Here is a 21188-nt window from a genome sequence, read left to right as displayed (position 1 = left end):
GCGCGGCCGCCGGTTGCGGTCATCAAAGCTGCGGCATCGACGTCGCGACGGATGGGGTAAGCATGTGGGGATCCATCATCTCGGAATGGGCGAGCCTGCTCCTGCGCTGGCTGCATGTGGTGGCGGCGATCGCATGGATCGGCAGCTCCTTCTATTTCATCCATCTCGATCTCAGCCTGAAGCCGAAGCGCGACCTGCCTGATGGCGTGCAGGGCGAAGCCTGGCAGGTGCACGGCGGCGGCTTCTACCGGATCATGAAATATCTGGTGGCACCAAGCCAGATGCCGGAGGAGCTCACCTGGTTCAAATGGGAAGCCTATACCACCTGGCTCTCCGGCTTCGCGCTGATGGTGGTGGTCTATTATCTCGATGCCGATCTCTTCCTGGTCGACAAGTCGATCCTCGACCTCACGCCGATCCAGGCAGGCCTGTTCAGCTTCTGCAGCCTCGCACTCGCCTGGCTGCTATACGAGATCGCCTGCCGCACGGGCCTTGCCCAGCGCGAGCTCGGCTTTGCGATCGGTGGCTATTTGTTCCTGGTCGCGCTGACCTACGCCTTCACCCACGTCCTGAGCGGGCGCGGCGCGTTCAACCAGATCGGCGCGATCATCGGCACCATCATGGTCGCCAACGTCTTTGCGGTGATCATCCCGAACCAGAAGAAGATCGTAGCTAGCCTGATCGCGGGGCAATCGCCCGACCCGAAGCTCGGCAAGACCAGCAAGGAGCGCTCGGTCCACAACAACTATCTGACGCTCCCCGTCGTCGTACTGATGATCAGCAACCACTATCCCCTGCTCTACGCAACGCGCTTCAACTGGATCATCGTCGCGATCGTGCTGGCGCTGGGGCCGGTGATCCGGCACTTCTTCAATGAGCGTCACGCTGGACGCAAATCGCCGTGGTGGGTGTGGGGCGTGGCGGCAGCCGGCGTGATCGCGATCGGCCTTCTCTCCGCTGCCGGCCCGCGCGAGGTGAAGACCGGCGCGCTTGCCGCGCAGCCGACGCTTGCCGATGTCGAGGAAATCGTGATGTCCCGCTGCAGCATGTGCCATGCCGCAGAGCCCGTGTGGGCCGGCATCGTCACCGCGCCAAAGGGCATCCTGCTCGATGCACCCCAGCATATCCAGCGCAACATCAGGTTGATCGGACGCGTCGCTGCATGGTCGAGCGCGATGCCGCCGGGTAACATCACGGAAATGACCGGCGAGGAACGCGCCGTGCTGGCCGCCTATATCACGCAGGCCGAACGCTGACGCCAAATCGCTGTGACGCGTCCATGCGATCTTTTGCGGAAGGATATTCCGCAATCGCAGACCATTTCAAAATGACTTGAGCGCTGCTCCGGCGTAGATAGGGAAACCCTGCGGCCGCTCGCTCCGGCCCGCAAGTCGTTTTTGGAGACGTCGTATGGATTTGACCCGCCTGGAAATCAACCGCCGCACGGCGCTCCTGACCTCGGCGGCAATCGCCGCCAACGTCATCAACCCGATGCGGGCGTTTGCGCAGGAGACCCCGAAGAAGGGCGGCGTGTTCAACGTCCATTACAATGCCGAACAGCGCCAGCTCAATCCGAGCATCCAGGCGTCCACCGGCGTCTACATCATCAGCGGCAAGATACAGGAAAGCCTGGTCGATCTAGATGCCGACGGCAAGCCGGTCGGCGTGCTCGCCGAGAGCTGGGAGTCCTCGCCCGACGGCAAGACCATCACGTTCAGGCTGCGCAAGGGAATCACCTGGCACGACGGCAAGCCTTTCACATCCGAAGACGTCGCGTTCACCGCGATGAACATGTGGAAGAAGATCTTGAACTACGGCTCGACGCTGCAGCTCTTCCTCACCGCCGTCGATACGCCGGATCCACAGACGGCCGTATTCCGCTACGAGCGGCCGATGCCGCTGAACCTCTTGCTCCGGGCGCTGCCCGATCTCGGCTACATCTCCGCGAAGCATCTCTATGAGAGCGGCGACATCAGGCAGAATCCGATCAATCTCGCACCGATTGGCACGGGCCCGTTCAAGTTCGTCAAATATGAGCGCGGCCAGTACATCATCGCCGACCGCAACCCCGACTACTGGCGACCCAACGCGCCCTATCTCGACCGCATCGTCTGGAAAGTGATCACCGATCGTTCAGCTGCCGCAGCCCAGCTCGAAGCCGGTGAACTGCAATACTCCCCGTTCTCGAGCCTGACGATCTCCGACATGGCGCGATTGGCGAAGGACAAGCGCTTCATCGTCACCACCAAGGGCAACGAAGGCAACGCGCGCACCAACACCATCGAGTTCAACTTCCGCCGCAAGGAATTGTCCGACATCCGCGTGCGCCGCGCGATCGCGCATGCGATCGACGTGCCCTTCTTCATCGACAACTTCCTGGGCGATTTTGCCAAGCTCGGCACGGGTCCGATTCCGTCGACCTCGACCGACTTCTATCCCGGCGCAGGCACGCCGCAATATCCGTTCGACAAGGCCAAGGCGGCCGCGCTTCTTGATGAGGCCGGTTACAAGGCCGGCGCCGGCGGCGCGCGCTTCTCGCTGAAACTGCTGCCGGCACCGTGGGGCGAGGACATCTCGCTTTGGTCGACCTTCATCCAGCAGTCGCTGAAGGATGTCGGCATCACCGTCGACATCGTGCGCAATGACGGTGGCGGCTTCCTCAAGCAGGTCTATGACGAGCACGCCTTCGATCTTGCCACCGGCTGGCATCAATATCGTAACGACCCCGCCGTCTCGACCACGGTGTGGTACCGCTCGGGGCAGCCCAAGGGCGCGCCCTGGACCAACCAGTGGGACTGGGAGGACAAGCAGGTCGACCAGACCATCGACAATGCGCTGACCGAGCTCGATCCCGCCAAGCGCAAGGCGCTCTATGCCGAGTTCGTCAAGGAGGTGAACACGGAGCTGCCGGTCTGGATGCCGATCGAGCAGATCTTCGTCACCGTGATCACGGCCAAGGCCCGCAACCACTCCAACACCCCGCGCTGGGGCTCGTCGAGCTGGCACGATCTTTGGCTTTCCGCGTGATCCGTTTTTCGTCAAGATGATGCCATGCGCATCATAGGCCTTGCGGGGCGGCGGCTCGCCGCCTCGATCCCGACACTGTTCCTGATCCTGATCGGCGTCTTCCTGCTGCTGCAGCTCGCACCGGGAGACACCGTCGACGCGCTGATGGCGCAGATGGGCGGCGGCGACGCCGCGACCGCGCGCGAGCTGCGCAAATTCTACGGGCTCGACCTGTCGATCCCGGCGCAGCTCGCCAACTATCTCTGGCACCTGGTGCGGCTCGATCTCGGCTTCTCCTCGATCTACGGCAAGCCGGTCGCGACCGTGATCATGGAACGGCTGCCGCCGACCATCCTCTTGATGACGGCATCGCTGTCCTTCGCGTTCTTCTTTGGCCTGGTGTTCGGCGTGATCGCCTCGCGTGCCGTCAACAAATGGCCGGATACGCTGATCTCGACGCTGGGCCTGATCTTCTACGCCACGCCATCGTTCTGGTTCGGCCTCATGGCTATCGTCGTGTTCTCGATCTATCTGCAATGGCTTCCCGCCGGTGGATTCGAGGATATCGGCGAGGTGCGGACCGGCATCTTCCGGATCATCGATATCGCGCGACACCTCATCCTGCCGACGTTGACGCTCGGGCTGATCTTCCTTGCGATCTACCTGCGCATCATGCGTGCCTCGATGCTGGAGGTGCTGAACCTCGACTATGTCCGCACCGCGCGGGCCAAGGGCCTCGACGAGACCCGCGTCGTCACGGGACACGTGCTGCGCAACGCGCTGCTGCCGATGGTGACGCTGATCGGCCTGCAGGCCGGCACCATGCTCGGCGGCTCGGTGGTCGTCGAAAGCGTATTCTCGCTGCCGGGCCTTGGGCGGCTCGCCTATGAATCCGTGATCCAGCGCGATCTCAACACGCTGCTCGGCATCGCCTTCGTCTCGGCGCTCTTGGTCATCGTCGTCAACTTCGTCGTTGATCTCCTCTACGCGCGGCTCGACCCGCGCATTTCGGCGGAGGGCTGAGATGAACGCCGCAAAGCGTTATTTCCGCAGCCCCGCGGCCGTGATCGGCCTCGTGCTCCTGCTCGCCGTGATCGCGATGGCGATCTCGGCCGGCGTGCTCTATCCGCGCGATCCCCTGGCACTCGCCGGCCGGCCGCTGGTGTGGCCGTTCACCAATCCGCGCTTCCCGCTCGGCACCGACAATTCGGGGCGCGATATCGCGGCACAGATATTCTATGGCGCGCGGATCTCGCTGCTGATCGGGGGCGTCGCCACCGTGATCGCCGTTGCGATCGGCACGCTGATCGGGGCGTTTGCCGGCTATTACGGGGGCTGGATCGACAATATCCTGATGCGGATCACCGAAGCCTTCCAGACGCTGCCGAATTTCGTGCTGCTCTTGGTGCTCGTCGCCGTGTTCGGTTCGACGCTGACGACGGTCACGATCGCGATCGGCATCGTGTCCTGGCCGGCGCCGGCGCGACTGACCCGCGCCGAATTCCTGTCGCTGCGCAACCGCGAATTCGTCCAGGCCGGGCGCACGCTCGGCATGAGGGACCTTCAGCTCATCCTCGGCGAGATCCTGCCCAACGCACTGCCGCCGGTGATCGTCTATGCCAGCGTGGTGATGGCGCTGTCGATCCTGCTGGAGAGCGCGCTCGCCTTCCTGCGGCTCTCCGATCCCAACGTGGCATCCTGGGGCAACCTCATCGGCCTCGGGCGCGACGTGCTGCGCGTGCAATGGTACGTCTCCGCCATTCCCGGCATCGCCATCCTCGTCACCGTGCTTGCGGTCTCGCTGGTCGGCCAGGGCCTGAACGACGCGCTCAATCCGAGGCTGAAGAGCCGATGAGTGAGCAGCCGGTCCTCTCACTGGAAGGCCTCAGCGTACGGCTGCCCAAGGGCGCCGATCGTACGCATGCGCTGAACGACGTGTCGCTGTCGATCGCCTCGAACGAGATCCTCTGCGTGGTCGGCGAATCCGGCTCCGGCAAGTCGATGATGGCCAATGCCATCATGCGACTGTTGCCGGGGGAAGTCAGGATCGAGGCCGGCCGGATGATATTCGACGGTCGCGACCTCTGCACGACCGATCCCGCCGTGATGCGCGAGGTGCGCGGCGCCGGCATCGCCATGATCTTCCAGGAGCCGATGACCGCGCTCAATCCCCTGCGCACCGTCGGCGACCAGATCGCAGAGATGTTCCGCATCCATACCGATCTCGCCAAGGCGGAGATCGGCGCGCGGGTGGTATCGCTGCTCGAAGACGTCCGCATCCCCGATCCGAAAGCTGCGGCCAAGGCCTATCCGCACGAGCTCTCCGGCGGCCAGCGCCAGCGCGCGATGATCGCGATGGCGCTGGCGCTCGACCCAAAGCTCCTGATCGCGGACGAGCCGACCACCGCACTCGACGTCACCACGCAGGCGCAGATCCTGAAGCTGATCCGCGATCTCCAGCAGCGCAAGAAGACGGCGGTGCTGTTCATCACCCACGATTTCGGCGTCGTCGCCGAGATCGCCGACCGCGTCGTGGTGATGCAGCACGGCAAGATCGTTGAGCAAGGCACGGCCGATGACGTGCTGAACCGCCCGACCCATCGTTACACGAAGCAGCTCATCGCCGCCGTCCCGCCGCTGACGGCGCCGCCGCCGCGGCCGCTGTCATCAGACAACGTCCTCAGCATCACCAAGGTCGCCAAGACCTATCGCACCGGCGGCTTTCTCGGCCGCGGTGCGCGCATCACCGCGGCGGTCAAGGATGCTTCGTTGACGCTGCCCAAGGGCGCGACGCTCGGCATTGTTGGCGAATCCGGCTCGGGCAAGTCGACGCTGGCACGCTGCATCGTGCGACTGATCGATCCCGACCATGGCGCGATCCTGCTCGACGGCAAGGATTGGGCGAAGCTGCCGCGCAACGAGATCCGCCGCGAGACCCGTCACATCCAGATGGTGTTCCAGGACCCCTTCGCGTCCCTCAATCCACGGCGCAAGGCCGCCGAGCTGGTCGCGCAGGGCCCGATCGTCCACGGCACGCCGCGCGCGACCGCGATGACTGAAGCCAGGGAGCTGTTCGCACTGGTCGGGCTCGATCCATCCGCCGGCGACCGCTTCCCGCACGAATTCTCCGGCGGCCAGCGCCAGCGCATCGGGCTCGCACGCGCGCTCGCGCTGAAGCCGGATGTGCTGATCGCGGACGAGCCGGTGTCCGCGCTCGACGTGTCCGTGCAGGCGCAGGTGTTGAAACTGCTCGGCGAATTGCGCGAACGGCTCGGGCTCTCGATCGTCTTCATCACCCACGATCTGCGCGTTGCCGCGCAGGTCTGCGACCTCGTCGCGGTCATGAAAGACGGCGAGATCGTCGAGCACGGGTTGGTGGCCGACGTGTTCGGCCGGCCGCAACATCCCTACACCAAGGCGCTGCTTGCCTCGGTCCCGGGCGGCGCGTTCGCACGGGGGCATCAGACGGCCGTGTAGCGTACTTGCGTCATTTGGCCGCGGCGCTTCAGCCCAATGCCGGCGCCGGAGCGGCCTTTCCGATGCGCGCGGTCTCCTCGGCCAAAGGCAGGGTGAACTGGAACGCCGCTCCCCGCGGTTCGTTCGCGCCGGCCCACATCTTCCCGCCATGCGCCTCGATGATCGAATGGCAGATGGCCAGCCCCATCCCCATGCCTTCAGACTTGGTGGTGTAGAACGGCTCGAACATGCGGCCCACGCTCTTCGGATCGAGCCCCGGGCCAGAATCCCGCACGCTGATGACGACGCCGTTCGTATCGTTCCTGCCGGTGGAGATGAACAGCTCGCGCGCGCCTTCGCGGACGTGGCTCATCGCCTCGACGGCATTGATGATCAGGTTGAGAACCACCTGCTGGAGCTGGACTCGGTCCGCTTGAACCGGCGGCAAGCCTTCGGCGAACTGCATCCGCACCGTGACGTCGTGCTTCAGCATTTCGCTGTGCGTCAAGGTCATGACCTCGCGCACCAGCTGATTGATCTCAAGGTCCTCCATCTGCGGCGGGGCGTTCTTGATGAGCGCACGGATCCGGCTGATGATCTCGCTGGCCCGCATGCCGTCGCTGATGATCCAGCCCAGCGTCTGCCCAACTTCGTCGAGGTTTGGCGGCCGGGCGCCGAGCCAGTTCAATCCAGCTCGCGCGTTCGCCACGGTAGCGGCGATCGGCTGGCTGATTTCATGCGCGATCGAGGCCGTCAGCTCGCCCATGGTCGTGACGCGGTTGGTGTGCGCGAGTTCCATCAGGGCCTCGCGGTAGCGCCGCTCGTTCTCTCGCGCCTCGGCCTCCACCCGCTTGAGTTCGCTGAGATCGAGAACGAAGCCGACGCCCTGGCTTCTGTTGTCTTCGAACATTGCCCCGCCGATCAGGACCGGCACACGGCTGCCGTCCTTGCGAAAATACTCCTTCTCGAACGGCTGGACGGTGCCGATCCGCTCGAGTTCGGCGACGTGCTGCGCGTCGTGGCCATGCCATTCGGTCGGTGTGAGCGTGGCGCGATGCAGACGGCCCGCGGCGAGGTCTTCGCGGTCATATCCGATGATCCGCAAGAACGCATCATTGGCCTCGAAAATGCGACCTTCGAGATCCCAGATGATGATTCCGATGATGTTGGAATCGAACAGCCGCCGGATCTTCCTGTCGCGCGCCAGGAGGTCGCTCTGGAGCTGGACGTTCTCCTCGGTCGCCATCCGCCGCCGTCTCGCCTCGATGCGCGCCAGCGCCAGTGCCGCACCGGCCAACGCGACGACGAAGACGACAGTCGCGATGGTGAGCCGGGTCCTCCGCTGCTCGAGCTCGTCAGCGGCTTTGTCGAGATCTACCTGGCGGAGCCGTTCCTGATCAACCATGAGGTCGATTTGCGACCGGATGTCCTCCATGCCTCGGATCATCGCCAGCGCCGCCAACCCGGATTCGCGCGCTGCCGTCTTGACGATGTCGTCGATCTCCTTGAGCTTCGCCGAAAGGGTCAAGGCAAGATGCTCGGCGCGCAGGCTCTGCAACGGGTCTTTCACGACGAGCGCCTGGAGCGCCTCGGCCTGCCGTCGCACGCTTTCGTCGGAGACGCCGTAAGCCTTCAGATAGGCGGGATCGAGGGTGAGCAGATAACCGTGCCTTTCGGCCTCCAGGTCGGCGATGATCGCCTTGAGACGATCGAACGTCTCGAACACGTTGCGGCTGTGCGCGAGCGAAACATTGAGCGCCTGCCGATCGCGCCAGTAGTGCAGGCCGAGAACTCCGGTCACGGCGAGCAGAGCGACGAGCCCCGCAACCACTGGGATCAGCGGCCGCGCAAACCATCGCAAGCTATGGCCCGAAGCAAGGATTGACATTGGCGTTAAGTCTTCCATGCTCGCGGGCGCATCTTCAGGAGCCTACGCCAGAGCATGGCTAGAATGATAGCATGAACCGGCCCGCATTGGAGAGCCGGAAACTCAATATTCTCCGCATGTTACTCCGGCTTCGGAGTTGATCATTCGGCTTTGACGAAGCCGGGGCGCGTCACAGGTTGTGTGTTGTGAACGACTGACCACAACGAGGAGCATCAACATGGCGCCAAGAGAAAAATCACAAAGCGACAAATCACAAAGCGAAAAACCGCAACGTGAGAACTCGTGTAACGGGCGAGCGCCGACCAGCCGGCGCAGCTTCATCAAGACATTGGGCATGGCAGGTGCCATCTTGCCGACCCTCACGGCGTGGCCGGGCAGCAGCCTCGCCGAGGAGGCCAGCGCGGTCTTTGCCAACGCCAAGATCGACTGGAAGCAATCTGCGGGGCAGACCATCTCGCTGATGGGCGCGATCCATCCATGGTCGAGCGCGATCGCGCCACTGCTGCCGGAGTTTACCAAGCTCACCGGCATCAAGGTCGTCACCGACTTCCAGCTTGAGACCACCTATTTGAGCGCGATCCCCGTTCTGCTCGCGCGCGGCGGCAATACGCCTGACGTTTTCATGTTCACGACCTATGGCCAAGGCATCTCGGGCGGATGGCTCGAGCCGCTCAACGCCCATTACGCGGACAAGTCGCTGACCGATCCCGCCTGGTATGACGAGAGCGATCTCCTCAAGACCGCGCGCGCCTTTCCGGTGTGGTCCGACGGCGAGCGCTACGCCGTTCCCATCACCTCCGAGGCGATGACCCTGTTCATCAACACCGATGCGCTGGCGGCCAAGAACCTGCCGGTGCCGCAGACCTTCGACGAGTTGTTCGCGACCGCCAAGGCGGTCAAGAGCAGCGATATGGCTGGAATTGCGATGCGGGCGCAAGCCGGCGGCAATTCGACCCCGCCGGCGATGGGTTTCGTGTTTTCCTACGGCGGGTCCATGGTCAACAAGGATGGCACCGCGGCCTTCGGCAGCGCCGAGGCGATCGAGGCCATCGACATGTATGCGCGGCTGCTCAGCCAGGCAGGACCTGCCAATGTGGGCACCTATGAGTGGTACCAGGTGCTCGACGATTTCCTCCAAGCGAGAACCGCAATGGCGATCGACAGCAGCAACTTCGCCACCGACATCTCCAATCCGGGGAAGAGCCGCGTCGCCAGGCAAGCGGGGTTCGCACCCTTCCCGCACCTTCCCGGCAAGACGCCCGTCCCCTTCATGTCGCACTGGCAGGCCTGCGTGAATTCAAAGTCGCAGAACAAGCGGGCCGCGTTCCTGTTCCTGCTCTGGGCGACGAGCAGGCCGACCTCGCTGCAAACCGCTGCTGCCGGGCTTGCGACAACTCGCGTCTCCGCCTGGTCGAGCCAGGCCTTCAAGGATGCGTTCGGCGCGCAGGCCGCCGAGGCCGCGCTGGCGAACCTGCAGGACGCCGATGTCGAGCGCGCCAAGGCGATCCTGTTCCATCCGCAACAGCGGCGCCTCCTCGACGCCTTCATGATCGGCGTCAATGAAGTGGTCTCCGGCAACAAGACGGCGAAGGCGGTGATGCCTGTCGCCGCCGAACGCGCGAATGCGGCGATCCGCGGATAGCAGCCGCAACGAAAGTGGCGCGCTCCAGCTCTTCATTTGCGCATGATCTTTTCGGAAAGCCGCTGCACACTTTTCCGGATCATGCTTTTAGATCTCGCGCGCGTCGCGGCGCCGGTAGACCAGCAGCATCAGCGGCGCGAGCTTGCGCATCAGACCGTGCGCCGGGATCGGCACCGGATTGGTGAACGGCAGTGCGAGCTCGCTGTCCGGCACGCCACGCACGGCTTTGGCGAGCTGGTCGCCGAGCGGGATCGTCAGTGCCACCGCGCGGCCGTTGCAGCCGGTCCAGCCATACGCATCCGGCCCGAGCCTGTGGATCCGCGGCAAAAAATCCGAGGTCATGCCGACGTAGCCGTTCCAGACATAGTCGAAGCTGACCTCACCGATCTGCGGCCAGAGCCGCTGCAAACGCTCGGTGACGCGCGCCTTCAGCCGCCCCGCCTTGTTGCCGGGCCCGATCACCGCGCCGCCGGTGACGAGGCGATTGCGCGCGTCGTAACGGGCAAAATAAAGTTCGCCGTGGGTATCCGACATCGCCTGCCGCGCGGGGATGATGGTCTTCCTGGCATTGTCCGAGAGCGGCTGCGTCGCCATCTGCCAGGACAGCACCGGCATCACCTCATGCGCGATGTCGGGCACGAGTCGCTTGGAGAACTCGCCGCTATAGGCATTGGTCGCCATCACCAGTGCACGGCCGGAAATCTCACCCTTCTCCGTCTTCACCACCCATCTGTCGTTGCGCCGCTCAAAACTCACGGCCGGGGAGCGTGCGTAGATGCGCGCGCCGAGGCCGAGGACGCTGCGCGCCAGTCCGCGCGCCAGCGCCAGCGGATTGATGTGGCCGCCGGTGCTGTTCCAGAAGCCGCCATACCAGGCATCCGAGCCCAGCATGTCCCTCACCTGCTCGCGCGACAGCAGTTCGACGGGCGCGCCGAATTTCGACCATTGCCGCACCCGCCGCTCCGCGATCTTGATGCGGCCCGGCGAATGCACCGGCTGCACCCAGCCGGCCTGCTCCTGCTCGGCCTCGATACCGTAACGCCGCGCCACGTCGAACAACGCCGATGCGCTGTCGCGCAACAGGTGGACGAAACGCTCGCCCACCGCGCCGTGTCGCGCGATGATGTCCTCGGGATCGGGGCGCGACAAAGTCGGGATCACCTGGCCGTTGTTGCGGCCGGAGGCGCCCCAGCCCGGCTCGGCCGCCTCCACGATCGCGACGTCGACACCGGCTTCGCGCAAGTGCAACGCCGTAGACAGCCCCGTGAAGCCGCCGCCGACCACGACCACATCCGCCTTCTCAGCTCCAATCAGCTCCGGCAATTCGGGCCCCCGCGGCGTGACCGCGGCCCACAGCGAATGCGGCCAGGCGACGGATGAACCACTCATCATCAATCTTTCCAAATTGTCCCAAGCGCCACGAGATACCGCATCTGCGGCTGTCGCAGTTGACAGCCGCTTGCAGGTGCGTTGTCGTCCTCCGCAGCCTAATCCACCCATTCATGCCGAGGAAATCAAGTGGCCCTCAAAAACGTCATCGGAATCGACCACGCCGTGGTCATGGTGAAGGATCTCGACAAGGCCGCGGAAAACTACAAGCGGCTCGGCTTCACCGTCTCGCCGCGCGGCACTCACAGCGCACATATGGGATCGGGCAATTACACCATCATGTTCGACCCCGACTATATGGAATTGCTCGGAGTGCTCGCGCCGACAGAACAGAATGCTCCGGCACGCGCCTTTCTCGAAAAGCGCGGCGACGGCATCGAGCGCATCGCCTTTACCGCGGTCGATTCCACGGCCGGCGCGGAGGAGATCCGCGCGCACGGATTTCCACCGGTCGGCCCGGTTGACTTCGAGCGGCCGGTGACGCTGCCAAACGGCACTGTGTCGGCGGCGAAATTCCGCGTCTTCCAGTGGCCCGTCGCGGAAGCGCCGGGCGGCGTGCGCATCTTCGCCTGCCAGCACAAGACACGCGAGACGGTATGGATTCCCGAACTGATGACGCACCCCAACGGAGCGAAGCGGTTGAAGCAGGTGCTGATTGCAAGCCCCGAACCCGCAAAGGACGCCGCGCACCTGTCACGCCTGATCGACCGCGAGCCAAAAGCAGAAGCCGACGGCGCGGCGACCGTGCCCTCCGGCGGCGACCGCGCCGACTTCGTGTTCTTGACGCTCGACCAGCTCGGGAAGCGCTATCCTGGCGTTCCGCTCGCAGGTCTTGCCGAACGCGGTGGTGCAGCACTTGTGCTGGTCAGCGGCGATCTCGCGGCGACCGAGAAGGCCCTCGGTGCAGCCGCCATGCGCAGCGGCGCTGCGATCTGCGTAGCGCCGGCCGCCGCCAACGGCACCTTGCTCGCCTTCGTTGCCGGCTGATTTGAAGTAATTCTTTAGCATGCGTTTACTCCGGGGGCCTTAGGGTCCCCGGCAGATCAAGCCGCAGGGCTCACGCGCATGTTTAGAGAAAGCTCGCCGATCGCCTATGATGCGCCGGCCGAACTGAAGAAGTGGCCATCGCTGAAGGGCCAGCGCCTCAAGGACCGAGGCCCGCCCTATCTCGTCTACAACGGCACGCTCGCCGAATGCGTGCGCGAGCTGATGGCAAAGCCCATCAAGGGCATCTCGCTGTACGACATCATGACGAGGCCGCAGCCGGCCTTCGACCAAACCGTGCTGTCGCCTGGCGATGCCGCCGAGATCGCAATGCGCAAGGACTTTCCCAAGGACTAGCCGCGCCTCCGTCTGGGGACGACGATTGTCTTGCAAGTAGGCTACATCCGCGAGCTCTTTGCGAGCGGCCTGTTCTGCGCAGGCGTTGTCGCTTCTCCCGGCCGGTCCAGAAACGCCACCGGCGTTCCGCGCTTGATGTTCGCACTGAGCGCCAGCGCATCCCAGTTGGTCAGCCGGACGCAACCGTGCGAAGCCGACTTGCTCACCTTGCCGGGATCGGGGGTGCCGTGAATGCCATAGCCTTCGGCGGACAGGTTGATCCAGGTCGAGCCGACAGGGTTGTTCGGGCCGGGCCTGATCGTGAAAGGCCTTCTCGATTTCACGCCCTTGAACCTGTAATCCGGATTGTAGCGATAGGTCGGATTTTGATTGATGGCCGTCACTTTCAGCGTGCCGCTCGGCGTCGGCTTCTCTGAACTGCCGACTGTCGCAGGATAGAACGCGAGCAGCTTTCCGCTGGCGTCGAACGCCCTCAGCGTCTGCCGCGCCTTGTCGATCTCGACGCGTGCGACCGGCATCGCATTCGGCTGCCCAATGACATTTGCAACGGCGATCATCTCGCCCGCCTTGTCGAACTTTTCTCCGGGGTTGATCGCGCTGAGCAACGCCTCGCTCATGTGGAATTTCTCCGCGAGCGCTTCGCGCGGACTCGTGTAGTTCAGCGCCGCGAGACTCTTCATGGCCTCCATCTTCGCCGGCAGCTTCTTGAGAAACGGTCCCTTCACATCTGCTTCCGTGATCCTGTAGTCGACGATGACCGGGCCGTCGCTCGTCGCCGTGAGCTTGTCCCAGAGATGCGGCGTGATCGTCTTCTCGAGATTTAGCTCATTTGCTTCGGCAAAAGCGGACAACGCCTTCTGCGCGTTCTCGCCGAGCTTGCCGTCGATCTCGCCGGGCGAGAAGTGCGCCCGGTCGAGCAGGATCTGAAGCTTGACGACGGAGCTGCTCGGCTTATCGGAGCCTGTCGGCTTCGCGGGCATGACCGCGTCGTTGATCGCAGCGGCATCGAGGCCACCTGCGATGACAGGCGTCACCGCAAGGAACGAGAGCACCACGGCGGCAAGCGTTCGCAACATGCTGCATCCTCAGCCAGGGACTTCTCCGTAAAGTCACGGAACGCGACGAAGTTCCAGAGCGAGGAAAATACGGTGTTCCTGCACGGAACAGCAAAGATCGCAGCTTCGCCGCAATCGACTCGTCAAAAAGTCCCTATCCGCAGCGCATTTGCGGCCAACCCAGCTACAATTGAGGCTCACCCAAGCAATGCGATTTGTTTTCGCGGCGCTCGCCGCGTTCCTCGTCCTGATGCTCGACCTCGATGGACCGGCCAATCCGCCATCGAGCGCCAACACTCTCCTCATCGCAATCAGTCCATCCGAACAAATCTCCACCGCCTTCGCAGCGCTGTTTGAAAGGGCCAAGGCCGACGAGCAGTCGAATGCGACACCCGCACAAGAGAATTCTGCCCCGTCAGACGCGCCGGCGGATACCAGCACCGAACGCAAGGCGGAAGGGTCGCCGCACGATGCATTCTGTCACGCACTGCGCGAGGCCGCCGAGAACAGCGAAATCCCGGTCCCGTTCTTTGCACGCCTGATCTGGCAAGAGAGCCGCTTCCGCTCGAACGAGGTCAGCCACGCCGGGGCGCGAGGCGTCGCGCAATTCATGCCGGAAACCGCAGCCGAAGTCGGGCTCGACGATCCCTTTGATCCGTTCAAGGCGCTGCCCGCGTCCGCAAGGCTGCTGCGCAAGCTGCGTGATGATTTCGGCAATCTTGGCCTCGCCGCAGCCGCCTACAACGCCGGCAGCGGCCGCATCCAGAAATGGCTGGCGAAGCAGAGCGCACTTCCGCGCGAGACACGTGATTACGTCCGCATCATCACCGGCACCAGGGCGGAAGACTGGATCGAGGACGCCGACATGCTCGCGATCCGAATTGATCTTCCCAGCGAAGCGCCGTGCGAAGGCGTCGGCGGGTTATCCAAGACCAAGGAGGTCGCGTTCGTCTCGGCCTCACCTGCAGCAAGTGTCACGGCACTAATCCAGAAGGCGCAAGCCGCGGTGGCCACGGCAAAGCTCGCCGCGTACCAAGCACGCAAGCGGCTCGCACTGGTGCTCAAGAAAAGCACACCGTCGGCCAGTGCTACGCGGCTCGGTAAGGCGCGCAGCATGATCGCCGCACGCGCGGCGAGAAGCGCAAAGACCCACGCCGTTCGCATCGCATTGCGCGAGCGATCTTCGAGCTGATACGGAAGCCCCTCGACGATCTTTTGCTGGCTTCCGACCTGTGTTGAAATGCACGCAAGACGGACAGGCCACGGAACCTGCGATGTCGTTGAAGAGTGCCGGGATCATCGCCTATCGGATGCGGCCATCGGGCATCGAGGTCCTGCTCGTACATCCCGGCGGGCCATTCTGGCGCAACAAGGATCTGGGTGCCTGGTCGATCCCGAAGGGCGAATATCTTGAGGGCCAGAACGCCGAGGCAGCCGCGCGGCGGGAGTTCGCCGAGGAGCTCGGATTCGAGCTGACGGTGCCGCTGCTCGAGCTCGGTCAGGTCAAGCAACGCGGCGGCAAGATTGTCACGGCGTTCGCCACGAAGTTCGATATCGATCCGCAGTCTATTCGCAGCAACACGTTCGAGATCGAATGGCCACCGCGCAGCGGCAAGCGGCGGCGCTTTCCCGAGGTCGACCGCGCCGAATGGTTCGTGCTCGATACGGCACACGAGAAGATCAATGCGGGCCAGCGTCCGCTGCTCGATCGGCTGGCGCAGCGCGTCGACGGCGGCTCGGGATAGCTCGCGTTGGCGCGCCGCGCCAACGCCTCAGGGCAAAATCTCGAAAACAACCCCATGCAAAGTAGCCGGATGTCGCCGGCATGATCGACTTCGTCTTTTACGAAATCATTTGACACGTCGGGCAAATCAGTGGCAAATTGCCATCATCTCGAAATCCCCAGGACGCCCATTCCCTTCCGGTACTGCCCGCTCAGACCGGCTTCTCGTCATCCGTCACCGGCGAGGTGACCACCAGGAACACGAGATCGACCAGGCCTGAGTTGGAAATCGCGTGTTCGACACCAGGCGGCAGGAAGATGACGTCGTGCTTGCGCACGACACGGTTCTTGCCCGCGATCTCCATCAACCCCTCGCCTTCGAGGACGTGGTAGACCTGCTCCTGCACCTTGTGATGGTGGCGGGCGACATGAGCCATCGGCTGGTACATCGAGATACGGTAGTCGATGTGACGCGAGCCCGAATTCTCCGGCATCACCAGCGGTTTCGACAAGGCGCCGCCGAAATGGTTGGGGAATTCGCGCCAGGGCACTTCGGCGATGTTACGGATGAAGGCGCCGTTGGTTTCATCTGCCATGATCGAACTCCCTTCCGGATCAGTTCACGAGCGCGCCACCATCGACATAGACGATCGATCCGGTGGCGAAGCCGTTGACCATGAAGCTCAGGATCTGCTGCGCGATGTCTTCGGCTGCGCCGACGCGGCCAACCGGCAGCGCGGCGGCCGTCTTCGCCAGCATCTCGCGCCGCGCCGCTTCCGGCATCGCGGCGCGGATCGGCGTGTCGACCACGCCCGGCGACACCGCATTGACGCGCACCGGCGCAAGCTCCAGCGCGAGGGCTCGTGCCAGCGATTCCAGCGCACCGTTCGCGGCGCTGATGATCGCCGAGTTCGGACGCGGCCGCACGCTGAGAAAGCCGGTGACCAGCGTGAGCGAGCCGCCAGGCCTGATCTCTGCCTCGCGCGCCACGCGCCAGGCACCCCAGAACTTTCCTTCCATCGTGCCGCGCACGTCGTCCATGGCGACCGTCTTGAACGGACCCGTCTTGAGCTGTGCCGCGGTCAGAACGACGTGATCGACCGCGCCGGTGCGTCGGAACAGATCGGCGACGCTCCCATCGCTGGTCACGTCGGCCGGGATCGCAATCACATTCAGCCGCTCGGCGACGGCGTCGAGCTTCGCAGCATTGCGTGAGGCGATGATGACGTCCGCGCCCTGCTTCTTGGCGAGCTCGGCTGTGGCAAGCCCAATGCCGGAGGAGCCACCGACCACCACGACCTTCCTGCCTGCGAGCGTCATTCCCGTGTCCCCTGATGTTGCGTCTTGAAAGTCGCGTCGCGCGCGATCAGCCCGGCTGATAGCGCGTGCCGATGCCCGCCTTGCTTTGGCCGAGGCCCGGCAGCTCCCACACGCCGGCCCCGGCCGGGTTGACGTCGGCGGCGATATCAACGTCGATGAGATAGGGCTTGTTGGCCGCGATGCCCTTGCGGATGGCCTCGCCGATATCTGCGGCGCGATCCACCCGCACGCCCTCGACCCCGCAGGAGCGCGCCATCGCCGCGAAATCAGGATTGTAGCGCTGGCCGCTGACAGGGTCCTTGAAGTCCGTCGCGAGCTCGCGGCCGCCGAGATAGCCACGCTGCAAGCCGCGGATCGAAGCATAGGCGTAGTTGTTCCAGACCACCCACACCACGGGCAGATCATATTCGACGGCGGTACCCAGCACGTTGGCATGCATGAAGAAGGCGCCGTCGCCGCACACCGACACACAGGGCCGATCGGGCGCGGCGAACTTCGCACCCATCACCCCGGCGACGCCAAAGCCCATCGGACCAAACCCCATCGAGCCGATCAGCGAATCCGGCCGCTTCGGCTTGCAGAAGCCCAAGAGCCAGTTGTGGTGCACGCCGATGTCACTGACGAGGATGGCGTCCTCCGGGAGCGCCTTGTCGATCTCGGCAGCGGCGCGCTGCGGGTTGATCGGGGTAGTGTCGTCGGAAAAGCCAGGCGCGACGAACTTGTCCCATTCCCTGCGGTAGCCATCGATCTGCGCCAGCCATTTCTTGCGCGCATCGGACTTCCTGAACAGGTTGTCGCGACGATCGAGCTCGGCATGCACCTGCCGCAGGAAGGTGCGGACGTCGGCCATCAGCCCGAGCGCGACCGGATAGTTGCGGCCGATCTCCTCGGGGTCGATGTCGACGTGGATGAGCCGGGTCGGCGGGATGGTGAAGGAATAACCGGGAATCCACGAGCTCGAGGTGCGATCGTCGAAGCGAACGCCGAGGGCGAGCAGCACATCGGCCTGACGCGTTGCGTGATTGGCCTGATAGTGCCCGGCACGCGCGACGAGACCGAGCGCCAGCGGATGACTGACGTCGAGCGCGCCGAGACCAGAGGCTGACGCCGCAACCGGAATCTGCAGCCGCTCGGCGAGCCAGCGGAGCTCGTCCGCAGCACCGCCGTAACGCACGCCCTGCCCGACCAGCATCACAGGGCGCTCGGCAGCGAGCAGCATATCGACCGCCTTGACCACGCCTTCGGGATCGGCGCCGCAGCGGCTGGAGATATTTGCGTTCCAGTCGATCGCCTTCGGTGCTTCTTCCGCGGCCGACTCCATGAAGACATCGAAGGGGACGTCGACCACCACCGGCCCCGGCCGTCCCGTGATCATGGTCTTCCAGGCCTGCCGCACCGCAAGCGGCACCATCTCGCCGCGCGTCGGCTGAAACACCTTCTTGCAGATCGAACGCACCGTGGAGGGAAAATCGGCCTGATGGTGCCGGTACATTTCCTGGAACGCGCCGCGATTGAACTGGCTGGTCGGCACGTTGCCAGTGATCGCCATGAACGGCACGGAATCGAGAAAGGCATTCGCAAGCGAAATCGGCAAATTGGCCGACCCTGGCCCGCAGGAGGTGAAAGTCGCAGTCGGACGCCCGGAGACGCGGTAGTAAACGTCGGCCATGAAGCCGGCGACGCTCTCATGATGAACCGAAATCGTCTTGATCTCGGACGAACGCTCATACAGCGCGTCGATAAACTGGATATTGCCGTGGCCGCACAGCCCGAACACCTGCGGCACCTTCTCCTGGATCAGGTAGTCGACAATGACCTGGGCGCCGTTGAGCATGTTTCGCGACATTCAACTCGTCTCCCTGCGGCCCGACGGCTTCTTTTCGATGCGGCGGCCATCGTTGAGCCGCCGGCACCCTATTTCTCATAATGCTGTACGTCAATTTATATTGTGATAACCTTCGTTCCAGGGAAACGCGCGAGGCTCCGCTGCCAATCGCGTGTTAGTGTCAGGACTCGAGCCATGATGGATTCATCGAAGGGGGCATTTTCCTTGAGATCGCGCACCACGCCCGGCACTCGTGAAAAGCCCGCAAGCCCGCGCAAGGCGGCCATAGCAGAACTGGTCCCGCCGACACCGACGGATGGCGACGACGCCGAGGACAAGCAGCGCGGCGGCGGCGTGCAGTCGCTCGGCCGCGCCTTCTCGATTCTGGAAGAGGTTGCACGGCATCGCGAAGGGATTGGCCTCGCCGAATTGAGCAAGCTCGTCGGCCTGCACAACTCGACCACTTTTCATCTCGCCAAGACGCTGGTCTCGCTCGGCTATCTCCGGCAGGAAAAGGCCAACAAGCGCTATCGCATCGGCCGTCCACTGTTTGCGCTCGCGGCATCCGCGCTCGACGAGATCGAGATGGTCAATGTCGCAACGCCCGTGCTGGAGGATCTGTCGCGGGAGACCAGCGAAAGCAGCCATTTTGCCGTGCGCATGGGCGATGCCGTCATCGTCATCGCGCGCACCAGCGGGCCGGGCGCGTTCCAGCTCACGGACCGTGTCGGCGTGGTACGGCCTGCGCATTGCACGGCACTGGGCAAGATCATTCTTGCCTCGCTGCGTCCCGAACAGCTCAAGCGTTTCCTCGATCGCGCCGAGCTGAAGCCGTCGACGCCGAAATCCATCACCGATCCTGGCGTGCTGATGCGCGAGATCGCCGAGGTGCAGCGTACCGGCGTCGCCTTCGATGATGGCGAGTTCAATTCGGAAGTGCGCTGCGTCGCCGTGCCGGTTTTGGATTTCACCGGACAGGCGATCGGGGCGCTCGGCATTTCCGGACCGATCTGGCGACTGTCCAACCAGGCGCTGCATGCGAGCGCGCAGGTCGTCCAGGTCGCGGCCAACCGTCTCTCCGCGGAGTTCGGCGCCAATACCACGACATCCAAGCCAGCAGCGAAAAAAGTCTAAGTGGCGCGCAAGCGGCGATTTTGCCGGTTGACACCGGCAACCGCGTTCGGGATTATCCTCCAGCATTAAAAAAGCATCTCTCACAATATCGCATAGTCGATACTGAAGGGGGACACCGCGATGCACCGGGGAGGAGGCTTTGAGATGATCCGCACCAGCCGACGGACATTGCTAAGGGCGAGCGCGGCGTTTGCCGGCGCATCCGCGCTTGGATTTCCCGCCATCGCGCGCGCCCAGGTGGAGAAGATCAGGATCGGACACCTGACGCCGCTGACCGGCTTTCTCGGCGTAATCGGCGGCTATGCCCAGCTCGGCGTGAAGCTCGCCGCCGACGAGATCAACCAGTCCGGTGGCATCCTGGGCAAGCAGATCGATCTGCTCTCCGAAGACTCCGTCAACCCCGCGACCGCCGCGACCAAGGCGCAGCGGATGCTGGAACAGGATGGCGCCGTCGTGCTGCTCGGGGAGATCTCGTCGGCGTCCTCGCTCACGATCATGCAGGTCGCCGAGCGCAACAAGAAGGTGTTCTTCTCGACCGGCGCGCGCTCCGACGCGCTGCGCGGCAAGAACTGCAACAAATATTCCTTCCACTGCGACATCCCCAACACCGTGATGGTCAATGCGGTTGGCACCGCGCTGTCGCAGAAGGGCATGGTGAAGGGTAAGAAATTCTTCACGCTCACCGCCGACTACATCTTCGGTCATGACCTGTTGAAGGCGGCCAAGGCCTTCTTCGGCACGCACGAGGCCAATCTGATCGGCGACGAGCTGATCGCGACCGACGTCACCGATTTCAGCCCGTATCTTCTGAAAGCGCGTCAAGCCAAGCCCGATGTGGTGTGCTGCAACCTCGCCGGCAACCAGGTCACCAATCTCGTCAAGCAATATGCCGAGTTCGGCCTGCCCTATCCGCTGGTCGGCTTCAATCTCAACACCGGCGATGCCTGGGCGGCGGGCGCCGGCAATCTCAGCGGCACCTGGCCGACAGTCTGGTATCACACGCTGGACAATCCGACCTCGAAGGCGTTCGTCACGGCCTTCAGCAAGAAGTACGGCAAGCCGCCGGAAAACCACGCCTGGATCGACTATGTGACGCTCAAGCTGCTCGCGGAGGCGATCAACACGACCAAGTCGACCGACAGCGGCGAGCTGATCGGCTATTTCGAGAAGCAGTCCGAGTTCGACATCGGCAAGGCGCGCAAGGCCTATTTCCGCTCCTGGGATCATCAGCTCGTGCAGGAGGCCTATCCGTTCACGGTGAAGCCGAAGGAGCAGATGAAGGACCAGTGGGACATGCTGGTGCTGGGCGACGCCGTGCCGGCGGCGAACGATCCTCTCGAACAGATCTATCCGACCAGGGAACAGAATCCCTGCGAGATGAAGGCCTGACGCACGCTCTCGCGCAAAAT

18 protein-coding genes are annotated in these 21188 nt (G+C 63.8%); 12 read left to right on the top strand and 6 right to left on the bottom strand.

The annotated features are described in order from the left end of the window. Positions 1-62: 62 nt before the first annotated feature. From SO139_RS00175 to SO139_RS00155, 5 genes are all read left to right on the top strand, one after another. Positions 63-1256: a urate hydroxylase PuuD gene (locus tag SO139_RS00175; RefSeq protein ID WP_449380245.1), complete on the top strand. Its 1194-nt coding sequence runs from the start codon at positions 63-65 to the stop codon at positions 1254-1256. A gap of 154 nt (positions 1257-1410) precedes the next feature. After that, positions 1411-3027 carry an ABC transporter substrate-binding protein gene (locus tag SO139_RS00170; protein ID WP_449380244.1) on the top strand — a complete coding sequence of 539 codons (1617 nt, stop codon included), beginning with the start codon at positions 1411-1413 and terminating at the stop codon, positions 3025-3027. A 24-nt stretch (positions 3028-3051) separates the two neighbouring features. After that, positions 3052-4029, top strand: a complete 978-nt coding sequence (locus tag SO139_RS00165) for an ABC transporter permease (RefSeq protein ID WP_498539481.1) — start codon at positions 3052-3054, stop codon at positions 4027-4029. A 1-nt stretch (position 4030) separates the two neighbouring features. Next, entirely contained in the window at positions 4031-4861 is an 831-nt protein-coding gene (locus SO139_RS00160; RefSeq protein WP_449380242.1) for an ABC transporter permease, read from the top strand. Next, a complete protein-coding gene (locus tag SO139_RS00155) occupies positions 4858-6483 on the top strand; it encodes an ABC transporter ATP-binding protein (protein ID WP_449380241.1) in 1626 nt (541 codons plus the stop codon). The genes SO139_RS00160 and SO139_RS00155 overlap by 4 nt, the downstream gene beginning before the upstream one ends. Positions 6484-6511: 28 nt before the next feature. Here the strand turns inward: SO139_RS00155 and SO139_RS00150 are convergent, their stop codons facing one another. Next, positions 6512-8350 (bottom strand): ATP-binding protein, encoded by a 1839-nt coding sequence (locus SO139_RS00150; RefSeq protein WP_474799713.1) that lies wholly within the window; start codon positions 8348-8350, stop codon positions 6512-6514. A gap of 217 nt (positions 8351-8567) precedes the next feature. On the opposite strand from SO139_RS00150, the gene SO139_RS00145 reads away from it, so the two are divergent. Beyond that, on the top strand, positions 8568-9992 hold the full coding sequence (locus tag SO139_RS00145) for an ABC transporter substrate-binding protein (RefSeq protein WP_449380239.1): 1425 nt from the start codon (positions 8568-8570) through the stop codon (positions 9990-9992). A gap of 87 nt (positions 9993-10079) precedes the next feature. Here the strand turns inward: SO139_RS00145 and SO139_RS00140 are convergent, their stop codons facing one another. Further along, positions 10080-11381, bottom strand: coding sequence for an NAD(P)/FAD-dependent oxidoreductase (locus tag SO139_RS00140; RefSeq protein ID WP_449380238.1), 1302 nt, complete (start codon positions 11379-11381; stop codon positions 10080-10082). A gap of 129 nt (positions 11382-11510) precedes the next feature. On the opposite strand from SO139_RS00140, the gene SO139_RS00135 reads away from it, so the two are divergent. Together SO139_RS00135 and SO139_RS00130 are read left to right on the top strand one after the other, a co-directional pair. Continuing rightward, entirely contained in the window at positions 11511-12368 is an 858-nt protein-coding gene (locus SO139_RS00135) for a VOC family protein (RefSeq protein ID WP_449380237.1), read from the top strand. Positions 12369-12446: 78 nt separating this feature from the next. Continuing rightward, positions 12447-12722 carry a hypothetical protein gene (locus tag SO139_RS00130; protein WP_449380236.1) on the top strand — a complete coding sequence of 92 codons (276 nt, stop codon included), beginning with the start codon at positions 12447-12449 and terminating at the stop codon, positions 12720-12722. Between the two features lie 41 nt (positions 12723-12763). Here the strand turns inward: SO139_RS00130 and SO139_RS00125 are convergent, their stop codons facing one another. Next, positions 12764-13798, bottom strand: coding sequence for a L,D-transpeptidase (locus SO139_RS00125; protein WP_498539480.1), 1035 nt, complete (start codon positions 13796-13798; stop codon positions 12764-12766). Between the two features lie 187 nt (positions 13799-13985). On the opposite strand from SO139_RS00125, the gene SO139_RS00120 reads away from it, so the two are divergent. Together SO139_RS00120 and SO139_RS00115 are read left to right on the top strand one after the other, a co-directional pair. After that, the gene (locus tag SO139_RS00120; protein WP_449380234.1) at positions 13986-14969 is read left to right on the top strand and encodes a lytic transglycosylase domain-containing protein; all 984 of its coding nucleotides are present in this window, start codon (positions 13986-13988) and stop codon (positions 14967-14969) included. A gap of 82 nt (positions 14970-15051) precedes the next feature. After that, positions 15052-15522: an NUDIX hydrolase gene (locus tag SO139_RS00115; RefSeq protein ID WP_449380233.1), complete on the top strand. Its 471-nt coding sequence runs from the start codon at positions 15052-15054 to the stop codon at positions 15520-15522. 190 nt (positions 15523-15712) lie between these two features. On the opposite strand, the gene SO139_RS00110 is transcribed toward SO139_RS00115, so the two are convergent. The 3 genes from SO139_RS00110 to SO139_RS00100 are packed head-to-tail and all read right to left on the bottom strand — an operon-like array spanning position 15713 to position 18666. Continuing rightward, a complete protein-coding gene (locus SO139_RS00110; RefSeq protein WP_449380232.1) occupies positions 15713-16096 on the bottom strand; it encodes a cupin domain-containing protein in 384 nt (127 codons plus the stop codon). Between the two features lie 19 nt (positions 16097-16115). Continuing rightward, on the bottom strand, positions 16116-16820 hold the full coding sequence (locus SO139_RS00105) for an SDR family oxidoreductase (protein ID WP_449380231.1): 705 nt from the start codon (positions 16818-16820) through the stop codon (positions 16116-16118). Between the two features lie 46 nt (positions 16821-16866). Beyond that, positions 16867-18666, bottom strand: a complete 1800-nt coding sequence (locus SO139_RS00100) for a thiamine pyrophosphate-binding protein (protein WP_498539479.1) — start codon at positions 18664-18666, stop codon at positions 16867-16869. A gap of 174 nt (positions 18667-18840) precedes the next feature. Here SO139_RS00100 and SO139_RS00095 point away from each other — a divergent pair, with 174 nt between their 5' ends. Next, positions 18841-19779, top strand: a complete 939-nt coding sequence (locus SO139_RS00095; RefSeq protein ID WP_449380229.1) for an IclR family transcriptional regulator — start codon at positions 18841-18843, stop codon at positions 19777-19779. 144 nt (positions 19780-19923) lie between these two features. Beyond that, positions 19924-21168, top strand: coding sequence for an ABC transporter substrate-binding protein (locus tag SO139_RS00090; RefSeq protein ID WP_449380228.1), 1245 nt, complete (start codon positions 19924-19926; stop codon positions 21166-21168). Positions 21169-21188: the final 20 nt, after the last annotated feature.

It is taken from the genome of Bradyrhizobium sp. UFLA05-89 (assembly GCF_059803475.1).
This window is presented reverse-complemented; position numbering and strand designations above follow the sequence as displayed.